At 64.7% G+C, this 19,514-nt stretch carries 16 protein-coding genes and 1 other RNA gene; 12 read left to right on the top strand and 5 right to left on the bottom strand.

Going from position 1 to position 19,514, the window contains the following annotated elements:
- Nucleotides 1–146: 146 nt before the first annotated feature.
- Entirely contained in the window at nucleotides 147–2,051 is a 1,905-nt protein-coding gene (gene htpG, locus GGR61_RS12465) for a molecular chaperone HtpG (protein ID WP_184621675.1), read from the bottom strand.
- A gap of 232 nt (nucleotides 2,052–2,283) precedes the next feature.
- On the opposite strand from htpG, the gene rsmD reads away from it, so the two are divergent.
- From rsmD to ggt, 5 genes are all read left to right on the top strand, one after another.
- Nucleotides 2,284–2,907, top strand: a complete 624-nt coding sequence (gene rsmD, locus GGR61_RS12470; protein WP_184621676.1) for a 16S rRNA (guanine(966)-N(2))-methyltransferase RsmD — start codon at nucleotides 2,284–2,286, stop codon at nucleotides 2,905–2,907.
- A complete protein-coding gene (gene coaD, locus GGR61_RS12475) occupies nucleotides 2,904–3,410 on the top strand; it encodes a pantetheine-phosphate adenylyltransferase (RefSeq protein ID WP_184408393.1) in 507 nt (168 codons plus the stop codon). Before rsmD ends, coaD begins: the two co-directional genes overlap by 4 nt.
- Nucleotides 3,411–3,456: 46 nt before the next feature.
- Complete coding sequence (locus tag GGR61_RS12480; RefSeq protein ID WP_184408394.1) at nucleotides 3,457–3,954, top strand: hypothetical protein; 498 nt, start codon at nucleotides 3,457–3,459, stop codon at nucleotides 3,952–3,954.
- Nucleotides 3,955–4,188: 234 nt separating this feature from the next.
- Nucleotides 4,189–4,473 carry a YfhL family 4Fe-4S dicluster ferredoxin gene (locus GGR61_RS12485; RefSeq protein WP_011037531.1) on the top strand — a complete coding sequence of 95 codons (285 nt, stop codon included), beginning with the start codon at nucleotides 4,189–4,191 and terminating at the stop codon, nucleotides 4,471–4,473.
- Nucleotides 4,470–6,248 carry a gamma-glutamyltransferase gene (gene ggt, locus GGR61_RS12490; protein ID WP_184621678.1) on the top strand — a complete coding sequence of 593 codons (1,779 nt, stop codon included), beginning with the start codon at nucleotides 4,470–4,472 and terminating at the stop codon, nucleotides 6,246–6,248. Before GGR61_RS12485 ends, ggt begins: the two co-directional genes overlap by 4 nt.
- A gap of 163 nt (nucleotides 6,249–6,411) precedes the next feature.
- On the opposite strand, the gene GGR61_RS12495 is transcribed toward ggt, so the two are convergent.
- A complete protein-coding gene (locus tag GGR61_RS12495) occupies nucleotides 6,412–6,891 on the bottom strand; it encodes a hypothetical protein (RefSeq protein ID WP_184621680.1) in 480 nt (159 codons plus the stop codon).
- A 519-nt stretch (nucleotides 6,892–7,410) separates the two neighbouring features.
- Here GGR61_RS12495 and GGR61_RS12500 point away from each other — a divergent pair.
- Nucleotides 7,411–8,301, top strand: a complete 891-nt coding sequence (locus GGR61_RS12500; RefSeq protein WP_184408461.1) for an MBL fold metallo-hydrolase — start codon at nucleotides 7,411–7,413, stop codon at nucleotides 8,299–8,301.
- A gap of 281 nt (nucleotides 8,302–8,582) precedes the next feature.
- On the top strand, nucleotides 8,583–10,298 hold the full coding sequence (locus GGR61_RS12505; RefSeq protein ID WP_184621682.1) for a glycoside hydrolase family 9 protein: 1,716 nt from the start codon (nucleotides 8,583–8,585) through the stop codon (nucleotides 10,296–10,298).
- Nucleotides 10,299–10,311: 13 nt separating this feature from the next.
- Here the strand turns inward: GGR61_RS12505 and upp are convergent, their stop codons facing one another.
- Entirely contained in the window at nucleotides 10,312–10,944 is a 633-nt protein-coding gene (gene upp, locus GGR61_RS12510; RefSeq protein WP_184408398.1) for a uracil phosphoribosyltransferase, read from the bottom strand.
- 151 nt (nucleotides 10,945–11,095) lie between these two features.
- On the opposite strand from upp, the gene GGR61_RS12515 reads away from it, so the two are divergent.
- The 4 genes from GGR61_RS12515 (at nucleotide 11,096) to GGR61_RS12530 (ending at nucleotide 17,059) form a co-directional block, all read left to right on the top strand.
- Nucleotides 11,096–13,627 carry a TonB-dependent receptor gene (locus GGR61_RS12515; protein ID WP_184621684.1) on the top strand — a complete coding sequence of 844 codons (2,532 nt, stop codon included), beginning with the start codon at nucleotides 11,096–11,098 and terminating at the stop codon, nucleotides 13,625–13,627.
- Entirely contained in the window at nucleotides 13,624–14,745 is a 1,122-nt protein-coding gene (locus GGR61_RS12520; RefSeq protein WP_184621686.1) for a phytase, read from the top strand. Before GGR61_RS12515 ends, GGR61_RS12520 begins: the two co-directional genes overlap by 4 nt.
- Nucleotides 14,742–16,112 (top strand): metallophosphoesterase family protein, encoded by a 1,371-nt coding sequence (locus GGR61_RS12525; RefSeq protein WP_184621688.1) that lies wholly within the window; start codon nucleotides 14,742–14,744, stop codon nucleotides 16,110–16,112. The genes GGR61_RS12520 and GGR61_RS12525 overlap by 4 nt, the downstream gene beginning before the upstream one ends.
- A gap of 239 nt (nucleotides 16,113–16,351) precedes the next feature.
- Nucleotides 16,352–17,059: a glycosyltransferase gene (locus GGR61_RS12530; RefSeq protein ID WP_184621690.1), complete on the top strand. Its 708-nt coding sequence runs from the start codon at nucleotides 16,352–16,354 to the stop codon at nucleotides 17,057–17,059.
- Nucleotides 17,060–17,204: 145 nt separating this feature from the next.
- Here GGR61_RS12530 and GGR61_RS12535 read toward each other — a convergent pair whose 3' ends face one another.
- A complete protein-coding gene (locus GGR61_RS12535) occupies nucleotides 17,205–18,701 on the bottom strand; it encodes an aminotransferase class III-fold pyridoxal phosphate-dependent enzyme (protein WP_184408403.1) in 1,497 nt (498 codons plus the stop codon).
- Nucleotides 18,702–18,823: 122 nt separating this feature from the next.
- Between GGR61_RS12535 and GGR61_RS12540 the strand changes: the two genes are divergently transcribed.
- Complete coding sequence (locus tag GGR61_RS12540) at nucleotides 18,824–19,255, top strand: Lrp/AsnC family transcriptional regulator (RefSeq protein ID WP_184621692.1); 432 nt, start codon at nucleotides 18,824–18,826, stop codon at nucleotides 19,253–19,255.
- A gap of 176 nt (nucleotides 19,256–19,431) precedes the next feature.
- Here GGR61_RS12540 and GGR61_RS12545 read toward each other — a convergent pair.
- Nucleotides 19,432–19,507: non-coding RNA, sX9 sRNA (locus tag GGR61_RS12545), on the bottom strand.
- Nucleotides 19,508–19,514: the final 7 nt, after the last annotated feature.

The raw sequence follows: 19,514 nt of genomic DNA on the forward strand, positions 1-19,514 counted from the left end.
ACTGGTGCGCGCTCAATGCTCTGGTGATGACTTTCAAAGCGGTTAAGTGATCTGCGACGATGAAGCTTCTTCCATGAGCCAGCATAGACATAAAAAAAGACCGGCGCATGCGCCGGTCTTGGTGTATCGCCAATGTGTCGTAAATCTTACGCAGACAACTCCAACAACAATTTATTCAACCGTTTTACATACCCAGCCGGGTCCTTGAGGCTATCGCCCGCCGCCAGCGCAGCCTGGTCGAACAGCACCCGGCTCAAATCGCCGAAGCGGTCCATGTCCTGTTCCGCATCCAGCTTTTCGATCAGCGGGTGGGCCGGGTTGAACTCGAACACTGGCTTGGTCTCCGGCACGGCCTGGCCGCTGGCTTCCAGCAGCTGACGCATCTGCAGGCCCAGGTCGCCCTGGCCGATGGCAAGGATCGCCGGGGAGTCGGTCAGGCGGTGCGAGACGCGCACTTCGGCCACGTCGTCGCCGAGGGCGGCCTTGATGCGCGAGGCCAGGCCTTCCTTGGATTTGGCGACTTCTTCCTGCGCTTTCTTGTCTTCTTCCGAATCCAGCTTGCCCAGGTCCAGGTCGCCACGTGCCACGTCCACGAACGACTTGCCGTCGAACTCGGTGAGATAGCTCATCAGCCATTCGTCGATGCGATCGGTGAGCAGCAGCACTTCGATGCCTTTCTTGCGGAAGACTTCCAGGTGCGGGCTGTCCTTGATCTGCGCGTAGCTTTCGCCGGTCAGGTAGTACAGCTTGTCTTGGCCCTCGGCCAAGCGGCCCACATAATCGGCCAGACCCACGCTCTGCGCGCCGGTGGTGTCGTGGGTGGACGAGAAGCGCAGCAGGCCGGCGATCTTTTCGCGGTTTGCATAGTCCTCGGCCGGGCCTTCCTTCAAGGCCTGGCCGAAGTTGCGCCAGAACGTCACATACTCTTCGGGCTTGTCCTTGGCCAGTTTCTCCAGCATATCCAGCGCACGCTTGGTCAGTGCGGACTTCATCGAATCGACGACCGGGCCGGATTGCAGGATCTCGCGCGAGACATTGAGCGACAGGTCGGACGAATCCACCACGCCCTTGATGAAACGCAGGTACAGCGGCAGGAATTGCTCGGCCTGATCCAGCACGAACACACGTTGCACGTACAGTTTCAGGCCCTTGGCCGAATCGCGGTGATACAGGTCGAACGGCGCGCGGCCGGGCACGAACAGCAGCGAGGTGTAATCCAGCTTGCCTTCGACCTTGTTATGGCTCCACGCCAGCGGGTTGCCCGCATCGTGCGCGACGTGCTTGTAGAACTCCTGATATTCCTCGTCCTTGATCTCGGACTTGGGCCGCGTCCACAGCGCGCTGGCGCGATTGACCGCTTCCCACTCCGGCTCGGCGGGCGCGTCGGCCGCTTCGCCGTGGTGCTCCTTGCGCATCTCGATCGGCAGGCCGATGTGGTCCGAATACTTCTTGAGGATGCCGCGCAGCGTCCAGCCATCGGCAAAGCTGTCTTCGCCGTCCTTCAGGTGCAGCACGATGCGGGTGCCGCGCTCGGGCTTGTCGACGCTGGCGACTTCGAACTCGCCTTCGCCGCGCGAGGACCAATGCACGCCTTCGTTGGCGGGCAGGCCGGCGCGACGCGAGTACACATCGACCTGGTCGGCGACGATGAAGGCGCTGTAGAACCCCACGCCGAACTGTCCGATCAGGCTGGCGTCCTTCTTCTGGTCGCCGCTCAGATGCTTGAGGAAATCGGCCGTGCCGGACTTGGCGATCGTGCCCAGATGCGAGACCGCATCCTCACGGCTCATGCCGATGCCGTTGTCGTCGATGGTGACGGTGCGCGCGTCCTTGTCGAAGTCGACGCGGATGCGCAGTTCGCTGCCGCCTTCCAGCAGCTCGGGCTTGACCAAGGCTTCGAAACGCAGCTTGTCGGCGGCGTCAGCAGCGTTGGAAACCAGCTCGCGCAGGAAGATTTCCTTGTTCGAGTACAACGAATGGATCATCAGCTGCAACAGCTGCTTGACCTCGGTCTGAAAGCCAAGCGTCTGCTTGTCGGTATCAACGGTCATTGGGTTCGCGCTCCGTGGTGGACCAGGCCGCAACGCGGCCGATGGCCTGGGGATGAGGTCGCATGGCGATTTTTCAAGGCGGGGTGTGCGTTCGGCACGGGTGGCAATGGCGGTGGCAATGGCGGCAAGGCCCGGCGGCGCTATCATGGCGGCCCCACTTTCCGTGTTGCTCCATGCCGCCACGCGTCCTGCCACTGTCATGCGCTGTTTCCGATCCATCAGGAGCGCTGCGATGAGCCGCCCGGTAGGGCAGGCGCCGGGGCGCACGGAGGGGCAGGTGCGCATCGTCGGCGGGCGCTGGCGCAATACCAAGCTGGCGGTGCCCGATCTGCCAGGCCTGCGCCCGAGCAGCGACCGCGTCCGCGAGACGGTGTTCAACTGGCTGATGCCGCGCCTGCCCGGTGCGCGCGTGCTGGACCTGTTCGCCGGGTCCGGCGCGCTGGGCCTGGAGTCGGTCTCGCGCGGCGCCGCCCATGCCACCTTGATCGAACGCGACCCAGGCCTGGCGCAACGGTTGCGCGCGCATGTGGCCAAACTGGACGCGGCCAGCCAGGTGCAGGTGCTGCAGGAAGACGCGCTGCGCTGGCTGGAGCGTGCGCCTGCGACCAGGGCCGACATCGTGTTCGTCGATCCGCCGTTCGCTGCCGGCCTGTGGCCCAGTGTGCTGGAACGCCTGCCTGCGCATATGGCGGCCGATGCCTGGCTGTATCTGGAAGCCCCTGCCGAGGTGCCGCCGCAGGTGCCGGCCGGCTGGCACCTGCACCGCGAGGGCGCCACCCAGCAGGTGCGCTATGCGCTGTACCGCCGGGCCGCTGCTACACTGAACGGCGATCCGACCCCGGTAGTTTCCGTATGAGCGTGGCCAACAGCCGCACCGCCGTCTATCCCGGTACCTTCGACCCGATCACCAACGGGCATATCGATCTGGTGAACCGCGCCGCGCCGTTGTTCGAACGCGTGGTGGTCGGCGTGGCCTATAGCCCGTCCAAGGGGCCGGCCTTGCCGCTGGAACGACGCGTGGAGCTGGCCCAGGAAGCATTGGCCGCCCACACCAACGTGGAAGTGCGCGGCTTCGATACGTTGCTGGCCCACTTCGTGCGCGACATGGGCGCCGGTGTGCTGCTGCGCGGCCTGCGCGCAGTGTCCGACTTCGAATACGAATTCCAGATGGCCAGCATGAACCGCCATCTGATCCCGGAGGTGGAAACGCTGTTTCTCACCCCGGCCGAGCAGTACAGCTTCATCTCGTCCTCGCTGGTGCGCGAAATCGCGCGGCTGGGCGGAGACGTGTCCGGTTTCGTTCCGGCTTCGGTCGTCGAGGCCTTGCGGCAGGTGCGCGAGTCCCGCGCGCAGGCCTGATCTCATCTGTCGTTCCATCACCATGCTTTTCAAAGGGAGGAGTTTCATGAAACACACCATGCGCGCTCTGGCGCTCGCTTCGATCGCCGCTCTGGCGGTCACCGCCTGCAAGAAGGAAGAGCCGGCGCCGACCGCTGCTGCCGCTCCTGCTGCACTGAAGGCGCCGGCCAAGGACGACAACGCCGGCTGGAAGAAATACCTGCAGGAAGTGGTCGGCCAGAACCTGGGCGCCACCACCAATAGCCCGTTCCTGTACTACTTGCCGCCGGAGTCCGATGCCGAGTTCGCTGGCAGCTACGAGCGTCAGCTGGAAAGCGTCAAGACCGCGCTCGCGCGTGGCGTGCAGCCGGGCAATATGCTGGCCTTCGGGTCGTCGGCCTCGACCAAGATGGCCGACCTGATCGACGCTGCGTTCAAGGACGTGCCGGCCGATTCGATGAAGGGCGTGCGCGTGTTGTTCATCGGCAATGCGGCCGAGAATGCTCGCGTGCAGACCATCGTCCAGCCCAAGGGCGTGGAATACACCTTCGTTGAAGCCAAGTAATGCCGTACCAGGCCGGACGCGCGGGAGGGCGCATCCGGCCGCAGTACGCGGATCCAGCGGCATGCTGCTGAATTCGCGTGCCACCGGAACCGGTCGTGTCAGGCCGGTCTCCGACAGCGCCCACGGCGTTGTCCCTTGGTTGATCGGCGCCATGTGCGCCCGCCTGCAGCAGTACGTTGCGTTCCAGCGACTGCGGTTGAATCGCGCTGCCTCGCATCGCATGGTGTTGCCGATATGTCGCTGAAAATCAACGAGCTCTGCGTCAACTGCGATGTCTGCGAGCCGGCATGTCCGAATCAGGCCATCTCGATGGGCGAAACCATCTACGTCATCGACCCGGCGCGTTGCACCGAATGCGTGGGCCATTTCGACGAGGCGCAATGCGTGGTGGTGTGCCCGGTCGAATGCATCGACCCGGATCCGGCCATCCCGGAAACCCATGATCAATTGCTCGCCAAGCTGATCCAGTTGCAGCGCGATCACCCCGAACTCTACGAACAGGAGCCTCCCGCCCCGTGAGCGTATTCCCCCGACGTGTCTCTTCGCGCGCGCTGTTGCTGCTGGCCTTTGTGCTGGCGCCGCAGGCCTGGTCTGCCGATGGCGCAACACCTGCGGCGGCTGCCACCTCTCCGGTGGCCGCGCATCCGCCGGGTGCGGCGATTGCCAGCGGCCACGCGCTGGCCACCGATGCCGGCCTGCAGATTCTGCGCGAAGGCGGCAACGCCTTCGATGCGGCGGTGGCGGTGTCTTCCACATTGGCGGTGGTCGAGCCGATCAGTTCGGGGTTGGGTGGCGGCGGGTTCTTTCTGCTGCACGACGCCAAGACCGGCAAGGACGTGATGCTGGATGCGCGCGAAACCGCGCCTGCGTCGGCGACCGAAGCGCAGTTCCTGGACAAGAAGGGTGAGCTGGACCGCGACCGCTCGGTCAATGGCCCGTGGTCGGCCGGCATTCCCGGCCTGCCTGCAGCGCTGGTGGAACTGGCGGCAAAACATGGCCGGCTGCCCTTGCAGCAGTCGCTGGCGCCATCGATCCGTATCGCCAGCGAGGGCTTCCCGGTGTATGCGCGCATGGCCAAGGGCTATGCGTCGCGGCGCGAGGTGATGGAGCGCTATCCCGGCACGCGCGAGGTCTATCTGCGCGGCGGAAAGCCGATCGCAGAAGGCGACATCTTCAAGCAGCCCGAGCTGGCGCATACGCTGCAACTGCTCGGCGACAAGGGTTTCGACGGCTTTTACAAGGGCGAGACCGCCAAGAAGCTGCTGACCGGCGTGAAGCAGGCCGGCGGGCAGTGGAAGGCGTCAGAGCTGTCCGGGTATCGGGTGAAGGAGCGCACGCCGATCCAGTTCGATTACCGCGGCTGGAAGATCAGCACCGCGCCGCCGCCGTCTTCCGGCGGTATTGCGTTGGCGGCGATGCTGCAGATCCTGGAAGGCTGGGACCTGCGCAAACTGGACGATGCGCACCGTACCCACCTGGTGGTGGAAGCGATGCGCCGTGCCTACCGCGACCGTACCTTCTTCCTGGGCGACCCCGACTTCGTCGAGGTGCCGCAGCGCGTGCTGACCAGCAAGGATTACGCACAAGGCCTGCGCGCCACGATCAATCCGGACAAGGCCACGCCGAGCGATCTGCTATCGGGCAATCCCACCCCGCTGGAAGACGACGAGACCACGCATTTCTCCATCATCGATGGCGAAGGCAACCGCGTCGGCGCCACCCAGACGGTCAACCTGCTGTATGGCTCAGGGCTGATTCCCAAGGGCACCGGGGTGCTGCTCAACAACGAGATGGACGACTTCGCGCTCAAGCCGGGCACGCCCAACGCGTTCGGGGTGATGGGCTATGCGGCCAATGCGCCCAAGCCGGGCAAGCGCATGCTCAGCTCGATGACCCCGACCTTCATGGAATCGGCCGAAAAGGTCGTCGTGCTCGGCACTCCCGGCGGCAGCCGCATCATCACCATGGTGCTGCTCGGCATCCTGGGCTACGACGATGGACTTGGCGCCCAGCAGGTCGCCGCGTTGCCGCGCTATCACCACCAGTGGTTGCCGGACGTCATCGATGCCGAAACCGATGCGTTCTCGCCGCAAACCGCCAAGGCGCTGGAAGCGATGGGCCATGCGCTCAAGCTGCCGGGCGACACTGCCGCCGGCGGGCGCGGGTCCAGCCACGTCTGGGGCAACTTCCAGACGGTGGAATGGGACAAGCGCAGCAATGTGCTCAGCGGCGGCAGCGATCCGCGTAATCCGGTGGGCAAGGCGCAGGTGCAGCTGGCGACGCCTGCGCAGTGAGGTAAGGAGATCTACCGCGCGCACTCCCCAAGCAGAGACACGCGGTAACGAGGGTTGGCAACGCAGGGCGGGCGAACGTCCGCCCTGCGTCGTTTGGCTGCGACCGGCTACGCCGGGCTTGCGGCGAGTCTGCACCGTGGGCCGCAAACGACCGCGGCCTGCATCAGTTGAGTTTGATGTAGGTGCCGTTGTGCTGCGCGTCGTAGCAGGTAGCGCCCTGCAGACGTTTATCGCCGGGAGTGCCAGGCACTAGCGGATAGATGTGGCAAGCCGCGTAGGGAGCGGCATTGCCTGTGAAGCGCAGGGTGAAGTGTTGCGTGTCGTCGCTGGCACTTGTATGGACGCCACCATTTGCCTGAATCGTCACCTCGCAGGTGGCCTGCGGCGCGTTCTGGCATTGGCGCAAGGTTGTTTGCAGCGGGCCGGTAATGTTGTCGTACATGCCGGAAATCCAGTTGTTCTGAATCTTATTGGGGCTGGCATTCCATACCTTGGTGGCAAGCGCGGCCTGACTCAGGCTCAGCAGCCCCAGCGACAGCACTGCGGCGACGCCGGTGCCCAAGCGTCGATGCCGTTGCGCAGAATGCGGCCGAGCTGCGCTGCGGTCGGGACGAAAGAGGGAGGCGATCGGTTGGGTCGTCATTGGTTGATTCCTTGGCAGTGAGAAAGGCTGTGCTTCAGGGCCTGCAGCTGCCTGGAGCGTCAGGCAGGGCGGAGCGTTGCGGTGTTGCGTGCGGCAGTTGCCGCAACGCCACGGTAGGTCGGCGTTGCGGCGAATAATTGGTGTAAACCACGGGAATTGCAGACGTTTCGATGGAATGTCGCCGCGTGTTGACGCAGATCGGCGGCATTTGCACGGTGTGGGCGGACAACACGGCGCCAGTGCGGAAATAACGCGACGCAGCTGCCATAAAAAGTGCGCGCGATCGCTGCCGAGGCGATAGATGCGTTGAAAGGAGCTCAACCGAGGGCGGCGCGTTTGCCGGTGCGCAAGGCAATGCCACAATGGGCGTGTGGCGGCATCGAGTCATGCCGCCGGCGGAACTGCCTCATGCGGTCTGGGCGCCGATCCATGGCCAAATTTTCCCGCGTCGCGCCCGCATGCACGCTTACCATGACCGGATCCGCCTGCGCGCCTTCTTCCACTTCCCGTTTACTGCCAATGAAACTCTGGTCCATCCAAGGCAATACGCAAAAACTCGACGGTGGCGCCATGTTCGGCAATGCGCCCAAGGCGATGTGGCAGGAATGGGCCACACCCGATGCGGCCAACCGGATCGCGTTGGCCTGCCGTGCCTTATTGGCCCGGCCCCTGGCCGGAAAAACGGTGTTGTTCGAGACCGGTGTCGGCGCGTTCTTTGCGCCGGCATTGCGCGCGCGTTACGGCATACAGGAAGAGCGCCACGTCTTGCTGGATTCGTTACGCGAGGCCGGTGTTGCGCATACCGATATCGATGTCGTGGTGTTGAGCCATTTGCACTTCGATCATGCTGGCGGATTACTGGCGCCGTGGCGCGAGGGCGCGGCACCGGCGTTGCTGTTTCCAAACGCGCGCTTCCTGGTCGGTGCAAGGCATTGGCAACGCGCACTACAACCGCATGCGCGCGACCGTGCCAGCTTCATTCCAGAACTGCCGGGGTTGCTCGAAGCCAGCGGGCGACTGGAACTGGTCGAGGGGCCTTTTTCGCAGACATTGGGTGAGACGGTGCGCTTCGGCTTCAGCGACGGACATACCCCCGGACTGATGCTCGCCGAAATCGTCGGCGCCCGACACGCCGATGGGCAGGCCCATGGCGGTGTGGCATTTTGCACTGACCTGATCCCGGGGCGCTCCTGGGTGCATGTGCCGATCACGATGGGATACGACCGCAACGCCGAACTGTTGATCGATGAAAAACGTGCGTTTCTGGAAGACGCGTTCGCACGCGACGTGCAGCTGTTTTTCACCCACGATCCAGATTGCGCACTCGCGCGGCTGGCGCGCGATGCCAAAGGCCGGTTCGTCACCAACCACCCATTGACCGCATTGCAGGCTTGGTCACTGCAGACGTGAGCGTCTGCGTGATCGGGTTCCCGCTGCCGCGCGTGTCGCGCTCCGGCGATAGCGGTCGGGTCTTGTCGGGCTTGCATCATTTGCAGAATGTGGGCATCGGCCAGCGCGGTGATCGCCGGCTGCGCTGCGGCAATCGATCACAGGGCAGTGCTGGTTTCTGTGACAGCCGTCCGACAGATGCGAACGTAAGACCTTGAGCGCGATGCGCATCGATTGCCTTGCATGTTGATTTTGTGATGGCGTGTCTTGTCGTCTGGAGAGGTCGCAGCGACGATGCAGGCATGAACGCGCGCCCCCTACTGCTGACGGTCTTCCTCTCGCTATCGTCGGTCATTGCTTCTGCCGATGCGGCCGATGCGATCTACCTCAATCAGGTCGGGTATCTGCCCACTGCAGGCAAGATGGCAGTGATCGGTGGGGCGGGAAATGCCGCGCGTTTCACGGTACAGGATGCGCGGGGGCTGACTGTGCTGGAAGGCAGCCTGCAGCCGTCCGCCACGTGGTCGCCGGCCGCGATGCCGGCCCGGGTGGCCGATTTTTCGGCACTGCGTTCTCCAGGCAGTTACCGGGTGCAGGTCGACGGTCTGCCGCTGTCGGATCCGTTCTCGATCGATGCGGCTGCCTACCGGCCGCTGCTGGACGCTGCGTTGAAGGCGTATTACTTCAATCGCGCCAGCACCGCCTTGCCGCAGCAGTTCGCAGGTAGCTACGCGCGTGCGGCCGGGCATCCGGATACCACGGTGCTGGTGCACGCCTCTGCAGCATCGGCCACGCGTCCGGAGGGCAGTTCGATCGCCGCGCCCAAGGGCTGGTACGACGCCGGCGACTACAATAAATACATCGTCAATTCCGGCATCGCGACCTATACGCTGCTGGCCGCCTACGAGCATCATCCGGCGTTGTTCCAGGCGCAGGCCTTGCAGATTCCCGATCAGGCGCCCGGCGTGCCGGGCATCTTGCAGGAGACCTGGTGGAATCTGCAGTGGATGCTGGCGATGCAGGATCCGGCCGATGGCGGTGTGTATCACAAGCTCACCAACAAGCAATTCGATTACAAGCTGATGCCCGCGCAGGCGACCAAACCGCGCTATGTGGTGACCAAGACCACCGCCGCGGCGTTGGACTTCGCTGCGGTGATGGCCGCCGCCAGCCGCATCTATGCGCCGTACGAGGCGCAATATCCCGGCGCATCGGCACGCATGCTGACGGCCGCGCGCGCTGCCTGGGGCTGGACCCGGCAGAATTCGATCAAGCTCTACAGGCAGCCTGCCGATATCGTCACCGGCGAATACGGCGATACCCAGCTCAACGACGAATTTGCCTGGGCGGCTGCAGAGCTGTACATCGCCACCGGCGAGGATGCTTTTTACGACGCGATGATCGCGCGCAACGTGTCGGCCAGTGTGCCGTCATGGGGCAATGTCGCCGGTCTGGCCTGGATGTCGCTGGCCACGCACCGTGCACAGCTGACCGCGCATGCCGATCAGGCGCGTATCGCCAGCGAAGTGACCGCACTCAGTGAGCGCCTTGCCGAGCGTTGGCAGACATCGCCGTGGCGGGTCAGCATGCTCAATGGCGATTTCGTATGGGGCAGCAATTCGGTGGCGTTGAACCAGGCGATGATGTTGCTGCAGGGCTACCGTCTATCGCCGCAGCGGCGCTATCTGGATGCGGCGCAAGCGCAACTGGATTATGTGCTGGGGCGCAATCCGCTGGGGATGTCCTTCGTCACCGGAACAGGCGCGCGCGCGCCGCTGCGCATCCACCAGAACATCTCGATGGCCGATGGCGTCGCCGCGCCGGTGCCGGGGCTGCTGGTCGGCGGCCCACAACCGGGCCGGCAGGACGCAGCCGATTGCAGCGTCGCCTATCGCTCGACGCTGCCGGCGCTGTCCTACCTGGATCACGAATGCAGTTATGCCAGCAACGAAGTGGCGATCAACTGGAATGCGCCGCTGGTCTATGTGACCGCTGCCTTGCAGGTATACACGCGCTAAGTGCGGGTGTGGCTCACTCCACCCGCGTGCCAAAGATCCGGTCGCCGGCGTCGCCCAGGCCGGGCAGGATGTAGCCCTTGTCGTTGAGATGGTCGTCGATCGCGGCGGTATACACCTCCACGTCCGGGTGCACGGCTTCCAGCGCCTTGAGGCCTTCGGGTGCGGCGACCAGGAAGATGCCCTTGATGCGCCGCGCGCCGGCGCGCTTGAGCATGTCGATGGTGGCGATCAGGGTGCCGCCGGTGGCCAGCATCGGGTCCAGGATCAGCGCATCGCGCTCTTCCAGGCGACCGGTCAGGCGCTCGAAGTAGGGCACCGGCTGCAGGGTTTCTTCATCGCGCTGCAGGCCGACCACGCTGACCCGGGCGGTCGGAATCAGCGCCAGCACGCCCGGCAGCATGCCCAGGCCGGCGCGCAGGATCGGCACCAGCGTGATCTTGGCACCGGCGATGCGCTGCACCTCCACCGGCCCGGCCCAACCCGGTTGCAGGTGCGATTCGGTGTCCAGATCGGCGGTGGCCTCGTAGGCCAGCAGCGTGCCCAGTTCGGTGACCAGTTCGCGGAAACCCTTGGTGCTCAACGCGGCGTCGCGCAGCAGGCCGATCTTGTGTTGGACGAGGGGGTGGCGGACTTCGACGATATGCATGGGGCGGCGACAGGCAGGAGAGAGACACAGTGTGCCGCACCTGTGCGTGGCGTCGCCACACATCGGGTGTGACCGCAATGGCATATGTCATGTCAGTGAAATGTCGTAGACATAGTGTGCACACCCATTCTTAACCGATTGGGGATGCACCGTGTCGAACAAGACTCCGCTCTGTCTGGCGATCACGCTGACGCTGGCTGCGGCCACGTGGGGACCGCTGGCGCATGCAGCAGACGGTGCTGCCGAGGCAACCGACGCGACCACGCTGGATGCAGTCAAGGTGCTGCCGCAGCTGATGGCGCAGGAACGTGCGATCGATCTCAAGCGCAGTTCCGATGCCATCCTGGATGCGGTGTCGTCCGATGCGATGGGCAATTATCCCGACAAGAACGTTGCCGAGTCGCTGCAACGCCTGCCGGGCGTCAGTGTGACGCGCGACCAGGGCGAGGGGCGCTTTGTGGTGGTGCGTGGCCTGGATGCGGCACTCAACAGCGTGAGCGTGGACGGCATCGCCATCGGCACCCCGGAGAGCGACAACCGCGCCGCACCGATGGATGTGATTCCTTCCGAATCCACCGAGCGGCTGAAAGTGGTGAAGTCGCCCACGCCGGACATGCCGGGCGATTCGATCGGCGGCGCGATCCTGGTCGAATCGGCGTCGGCGTTCGATCGCCAAGGCCGCGCCATCCGCGCCAAGGTGGAAGCCAATCATCAGCAACTCAGCGGCAAGACCAGCCCCAAGGCCTCGTTCAACTACAGCGATCTGTTTGCCGATCAGACCTTCGGGGTGGCGTTGGGCGTGAACTATCAGGACCGCGAATTCCAGTCGGACAATACCGAAGGCGAGTACGACGCCATCGACAATGGCGACATGGTCATGGTCGAGCAGCAGCGCCGCAAATATTACGTGGACCGCAAACGTGCCGGCGCCAACCTCAATCTCGATTGGCATCCGGACCAGGACAATCGGTATTACCTGCGCAGCCTGTTCAGCAGTTTCAAGGATGCCGAAACGCGCCAGAACACGGTGTTGGCGTTCGACCCCGACGATATCCAGGCCAATGGCGACGGCACCTACGCGGCGCCGTACGACACGCTCAGCAAGCGCGTGCGCAATCGCACCAAGGACCAGGACACGCTGGCGACGAGCTTCGGTGCCGAACATCGGCTGGTCGGCGCGGTGGTCGATTACCAGCTCGGCTATACCAAGACGCGCGAGCGGGTGAAGGACGAGATGGAAGCGCGCTTCGATTACGACGGCGATCTGGACGGCAGCATCGACCAGAACAGCCGCCTGCCGGTCTTCGGCATGGCCGACGCCTCGTGGATCGACAACGGTAACTACGCGTTCGACAAATTCGTGCTGTCGCCGGGCCAGACCGACGATGCCGAGCGCAGTGCACGCATCAACGCGCGTTTCGATGCCGACAACGCCAGCTACAAGGTCGGCCTGCTCGGGCGCTGGCGCGAGCGCGAAGTGGATGGCAATGAAATCGAGCTGTCCGAAGGTCCGGCAGTGGACCCGACCAGCTGGACGGTGGCGCCACCGGCGCATCGTCGCAACAGCCTTGGCCAGGCGCTGAGTTCCTCGGCCATGCGCGCCTACTGGAACCAGAACCGCGACCTCTACAGCGCCGACGATGGCGATGTGGGCAGCAATGCAGTGGCGCAGCTGGCAGAGGACTACACCTCCAAGGAAGACATCCTGGCCGCCTACGCGATGGGAACCTGGGACCTGACCCCGTCGCTGCGGGTGATCGCCGGTGTGCGCGTGGAAAGCACCCGTTTCACCGCGACCGGCAACCAGGTCGATGTGGCCGATGACGGCGAGTCGTTCACCGTGACCGGGCGCCGTGCCGACAGCAGTTACACCAACGTGCTGCCGGGCCTGCATCTGCGTTGGGACGGTGGCGACAGCTGGGCGCTGCGCGGGTCGGTGAACAAGACCGTGTCGCGGCCGGGCTTCGGGCAGATCGCGCCGAGCGCGACCATCAATACCGGCGACAACGAAGTGACGCTGGGCAATCCGCAGCTGGATCCGTACGAGTCCACCAATCTGGATCTGGCGTTCGAAAAATACATCGGCCAGAACGGCATCGTCTCGCTCGGCCTGTTCGGCAAATCGATCGACGGCTATATCGTCAACACCACCGTCAACAACAATGCCGAGTTCGCCGGGTACGACGTCACCACCGCCATCAACGGCGACAAGGCCAAGGTGTACGGCGCCGAGTTCAACTGGCAGCAGCAGTTCGACTTTCTGCCGGGCGTGTGGAGCGGTCTGCTGGCCGGCGTCAGCGGCACCTGGTTGCACACCGATTTCGACCCTGGCCTGGAAGATCGTGCCGGCGAGGACTTCACCTTGCCGCGTGCCTCGCGCAACGTTTACAGCGCCTTCCTCGGCTATGAGAAACACGGCATTTCCACCCGCGTGTCGGCCGTGCATCGCAGCGAATATCTGGACGAGCTGGGCCAGTCGCGCGCCTACGATATCTTCGTGGCACCCAATACCCAGCTGGACCTGAGCTTGAGCTACCAATTGACCAGCGATGTACAGCTGTACTTCGAGGCGTCCAATCTGCTCGACGAACCGTTGGAGCGCTACCAGGGCACGCGCTCGCACACCCAGCAGATGGAAGAATACGGCCGCGCCTACGGCATCGGCCTGCGGGTGAACCTGTGAGGGCCGGCATCCTGCGGTGCGGCACGCTCGCACTGATCGGCGCGCTGAGCGCCTGCGCCACGGCACCGGGTGCCGCCGACCGCGAAGCCGACGAAGCCTTGCTGAAAGATCCCTTGCTCAGCGAGGCCAAGGTGGCGCACGCGGTGGTGCCGGAAGCCTTCATCACGACCCCGACGCCGTCCGACAATCTGGACTCGCCGGCCAGCTGGCGAGCACCGGACGGTGGTCGTTGGTTGATCGCCACCGCCAAGGCCACGCATGCCTTGGTGGTGTTCGATGGCGACACCGGCAAGCGCTTGCGCGTGGTCGGCGGCAAGGGCAAGGCGTTGGGCAAACTGGATCGCCCGAACGGCATCTCGGTGGTCGATGACCTGCTGTTCGTGGTCGAGCGCGACAACCGCCGCGTGCAGGTGTTCGCGTTGCCGGATTTCAAGCCGTTGACCGCCTTCGGCCAGGAGGAACTGCGCGAGCCCTATGGGCTGTGGGTGCGCAAGCATGACGGCGGCTACGAGGTGGTGGTCAGCGACAACTACATGTCGCCGGCCAACAAGGACGTGCCGCCGCCGTTGGCCGACCTCGGTCAGCGCTTTCGCCGCTATCAGGTGAGTACGGCAGGGCAGGGCTGGCAAACGCGGCTGACCCAGAGCTTCGGCGATACCAGCGACGCAGGCGCGGTGCGCATTGCCGAGTCGGTGTTCGGCGACGAAGCCAATGCGCGCTTGATGATCGCCGAAGAAGATGTGGCGGTGGGCACGCAGCTACGCGAATACGGCATGGACGGGCGCTATCGCGGCCGCAATGTCGGCACCGGTTTGTTCAAGGCGCAGGCCGAAGGCATGACGCTGATGGAATGCAGGGACGGGAGCGGGTACTGGATCGCCACCGATCAGTTCAAGGACCGCAGCGTGTTCCAGGTATTCGATCGTCAGAGCCTGGCGCACGTCGGCGCCTTCGCTGGCCGGGTGACCGCCAACACCGACGGCGTGTGGCTGGATCAGCGCGGCGATGCCCGCTTTCCGGGGGGCGTGTTCTACGCATTGCATGACGACCAGGCGGTGGCGGCGTTCGATTGGCGCGATATCGCGCGGACATTGCGCCTGAAAGATTGCGCGCCATGAGTGGTGCGCGTGCAGCGTTGCTGGTGCTGGTCGCGATGACGAGCGCTCAGCTACCGGCAGCCGAGCGCGCCGCCGAACCGAATACCCAGGTGCCGGCCGGCTCCACCCACTATGTCGCCGATGGCTTCCCGGACCGCATCGTCGCCACGCCTGCGCAGGATGCAGCGAGCGGCTTCGCCGTGGCCTGGCGCACCGATGCCAGCGTCAGCCAAGCGTGGCTGGAGCTGGTGATTGCCGGCGATTCGCCCGACGTGGGCACCCCGCGCCGCATTCGTGCCAGCACCACGACACTGGCCAGCGAAAATGGCAGCTCGCACCACCACCGCGCCGATATCGATGCATTGAAGCCGGACACGCTCTACGCCTACCGCGTGCAGGGCCACGACAGCTGGGGCGCGTGGAATCATTTCCGCACCGCCGCCGGCGCCGATACGCCGCTGACGCTGCTGTATTTCGGCGATACCCAGAACAAGAACCTCAGCCTGGTGTCGCGGGTGATCCGCCAGGCGTGGCGCTCGGCGCCGGAGGCGCGGCTGGCCCTGTTCGCAGGCGATCTGGTCAGCGGCAAGGATGCCCAGGACGACAACGAATGGGCCGAGTGGTTCGAGGCCGGCCGCTGGTTGCTGGAAGGCACCGCCGTGGCGCCGGCACCGGGCAATCACGAGTACCACGAAGAAGGCGAAGACACCCCGCAGGCCACGCGCGTGCTCGGCAGCCATTGGCCGGTGACCTTCGCGCTGCCGCGCAACGGGCCATCGGCCACGGCGCGCACCAGCTACTGGTTCGACTATCAAGGTGTGCGCATTGCCGTCCTCGACGGAACCTCGGCGCTGGATCTGGGCACCGGCCCGGCGCAAGCGCAATGGCTGGACAAGGTACTGGCCGACAATCCGCATCCGTGGTCGATCGTGTTGATCCATCAGCCGTTCTTTTCGCCGCGTGCCGATCGCGAGAACGAGAAGCTGGTCCAGCAGGTGTTGCCGGTGATCCGCCGCCACAAGGTCGATCTGGTGCTGCAGGGCCACGACCACACCTATGGCCGGCGTGGCGACAAGGCCGGGCAGGCGACGCCGGTATTCGTGGTCTCCGTTGCCGGGCCCAAGCAATACCGGCTGTCGGAGATGGCGCGCAACACCATGCGTCCGGTGGGCGAAGACACGCAGCTGTATCAGGTGCTGCGGATCGACACCCAGTCGCTGAGCTACGAATCGCGCACCGCGACCGGACGGCTTTACGATGCATTCGAACTCAAGCGCGATACCGCCGGCAGCAAACGGCTGATCGAGCACCAGGAAGGGCGCATCGCGCCGCGCGACTGTCCGCGCAGTGCAACGCTCAAAGGACGGGCGGATCGCTGCTGGGAATGAGGCTGCTGCGATGCGGTGACGAGCGTTGCCATGACGGTGGATGCGAATGAGGTCAGTGTGATGAAACTTCGCTTATCCATTGATTCTGTGAATCTGTATTGCGCATGCCGATCCAAAAATGAGATTTACGTCACATAAAAGTTTGAGCTAGGGTGCGCTTAGCCGGATCTCCATCCGGGAAATCCGCGTTGGGCGGTGCTGCGGTGGGGTCTGGTTCCCCCAGCTCCCGAGATGCCCCCATGATTCCCCACGTCTTTCATCTGACTGCGCCAACCAAGCATTTGCTGTGGGAAGAGCGCAGAGTCCAGGCGCGCCTGCAGCGGCTGTTACCGGACTGGATCTGTTATGTCTGGGACGATGCCGACAATTCGGAGTTGATGCGTCGTGCGTTCCCCGAGTTCGCCGAGCGTTACGAAAAAATCCGCTTCGGGGTGATGAAGGCCGATATCGCGCGTTGCGCCTACATGCACGCACATGGCGGCTTCTACTTCGACACCGACTACAAATTGCTGCGTCCGCTCGGTGCGGATGTGCTGTCTCAGCACTGCGTCCTGCCGATCGAAGAGGGTGCGCCTAGCAACGAAGACTTCAAGATCGGCAATGCGGTATTCGGCTCCGAGGCAGGGCATCCGTTCTGGCGCGCCTTCATCGAGCACATCTTCACCGCGCATGCGCCGGAAACGCTGGAAGACCACCGGCAGATTCCGATGATCTCCGGTCCGCGCGGATTGACCCGCTTCTACAACGCCCATGGTGACCGGTTCAGCGGAATCGTGTTCCCGCCGCGCAATGTCTTCCATCCGGACCGGACCTGGTTCGGACTGGGCCATCGCGGCGGCGCGCTCGCGGTCGGTTCGCATCTGTGCTGGGCGTCGTGGCGCGGCAAATCACCGCGTCGCGCGCTGACCAATTATCTGCGGCGCAAATTGAGCGCCGTGCCGATTTGAGCGGTCGGATGGCGATGCGCAGACGTGGTCAATGCGGCGCACCGCCATCGTTCGCGGGCACCGGCGCGGAGCAAGGGCCCCCTCGGGGCGAACGAACGATTGCGCATCGATTCAGATGCGCAATCGCCACCTCACACCGCTGGCGTCACGCAGCCTCGGCCTGCGATTGACGCGGACCTTCCTTCAGCGCGCGACCGATCAATCCGACCAGCAGATCGAGTTCGTCTTCGTCCATCGCAAAGTGCGGGGTGAAGCGCAGCGAATTCTCGCCGCCGTGGATCACGTTGACGCCGCGATGGCGCAGCCATTCTTCAGTGGAGCCGGCGCCATAGCACTTGAATTGCGGCGCCAGTTCGCAGGAAAACAGCAGCCCGGTGCCCTGTACCTTGGTGATCGGCCCGCCCAGCTCGGACTGCAGCGCCTGCAGCTTGGCGATCGCCTGCGCGCCGCGCAGGCGGATGTTCTCGCGCACCTGCGGCGTGAATAGCGCAAGCGTCGCGCAGGCCACGTCGAGCGCGCGCGGATTGGTGGTCATGGTGTTGCCGTAGGTGCCCTTGCGATACACCTGCGCGGCATGCTCGGTCACCGCCAGCACCGACAGCGGATATTGCGCGGCGTTGAGCGCCTTGGAATAGGTTTCCATATCCGGCGGATCGAGCTGTTCGAAGCCGGGATAGTCCACCACCGACAGCACGCCATGCGCACGCAGGCCGGCCTGGATCGAATCCACCAGCAGCAGGCTGCCATGGGTACGGGTCAGCGCGCGTGCGGCGGCGTAGAAGTCGGCCGGCAACGCACGGCCCGGGTCGCCTTCGCCCATCACCGGCTCCAGGAACACCGCTTCGATAAACCAGTGGTTGCGCGCAGCCTCCTCGAAGGCGCGCTGCAGCGCGGCCACATCGTAGGGGGCGATCGCGATCACCGACTCTTCGTCGCGGTAGCTGGCCAGGTACTTGGTATAGGTCTTGCGGCTGGAATCGGAATACAGCCCCGGACGATCGGTGCGGCCGTGGAAACTGCCCTTGACCACCACGCGCTTGATCGTCGCGCCGGCATGGCGCGCGCCCGGATCGGTGTGCAGCTTGGCGTTGGTATCGACGATGCGCGCAGCCAGGCCCACCGCCTCGGAACCGGAATTGAGGCACATGAACCGCGCGAACGGACAGCCGCCGCGTGTCTGGCCGATCTCCGCGCGCAGGGCGCGGTCGAGTCGGCGCTGTGCCAGGCTGGGCGTCATCACGTTGGCCATCACCTGCGGCCGCGCCATGGCATCGAGCACCGGCGCCGGCGTGTGGCCGAACCCCAGCATGCCGTAACCGCCGGCGTCGTACAGCACCGCGCCCTTGAGCGTGACCACCCACGGGCCGCGCGCAGCCAGCGCCACATACGGGGTCACCGCATCGTCGGCATAGAAGTTGATGTAGCCGTCCTGCACCGCGCTGATCTGCGCGTCTTCATCCAGGTCCAGCAGGTCGGTCACGTCGTCGCGGACCAGCGTGTATTCGGCGGCGGCGGCGGCGATGGCCTGTGCTAGGTCCGGGTGATTGGGAGCCAGACGCGCGATGCTGGCATCGTCCAGGCCATCGGTCAGGCGGCGGCCGGCATGGGCACGCAGCGGGGCGAGCGGGGCGAGGACGGACATGGCGCATCTCCTTGAGCGGTGGCGTTGTCTTTCTATTATCGGCAGGAGATCGGCGTTTGGCAGCGTGAATCTGGGCAGGAAGTGCGGTATTTTCGGCGATTCGCCGAAAAGAATACGCAAAAGTGAAAATCACCCCGTCCGACGAACGCTTGTTGTCGCTGTTGCGCGAGGACGCGCGCGCCTCCACCGCGCAGATTGCGCGCCGGCTCGGGCTGTCGCGCACCACCGTGCAGAGCCGGATTGAAAAACTCGAACGCGACGGCGTGATCAGCGGCTACACCGTGCGCACCCACGACGCCTACGAACAGGGCCGCATCCGCGCGCATATCCTGATCACGGTGCTGCCCAGGAAGATGCCTGCGGTGGTCAAGGCGCTGCGCGATATCCCGGAAGTGCGCATGCTGCACTCGGTCAGCGGCGCCTACGACCTGATCGCCCTGGGCGTGGTCGGCGGCGTCAACGAAATGGACGTGCTCACCGACGCCATCGGCGCCATCGACGGCGTGGAGCGCACGACCACGTCGATCATTCTGTCCACCAAGTTCGAGCGCTGAGGGGCCGGGACTGGGGCGTGGGCATGCGGGATGGGGCAATGCCGGGGTCCGGCGCGTCGCTTTGGCGCTTGGTGCAAGAGCGGCTGCCTCGCTCAAGGGTTCGCTTGATCGCGCAGGTTGGTCTCGAAGATGGCCTGCACGCGACAACGGCGTGCGGGTCTCGCTGGTCTTGGAGCCGGTAACGGCGCGCCGCGAGCAGCCCCCAGGCGGGTGCGCATGGCGCGCAGGAACCCGAATGCACGCGTGGTGCATGCCGATG

The organism is Xanthomonas sp. 3058 (genome assembly GCF_014199765.1).
Lineage (GTDB): Bacteria > Pseudomonadota > Gammaproteobacteria > Xanthomonadales > Xanthomonadaceae > Xanthomonas > Xanthomonas campestris_B.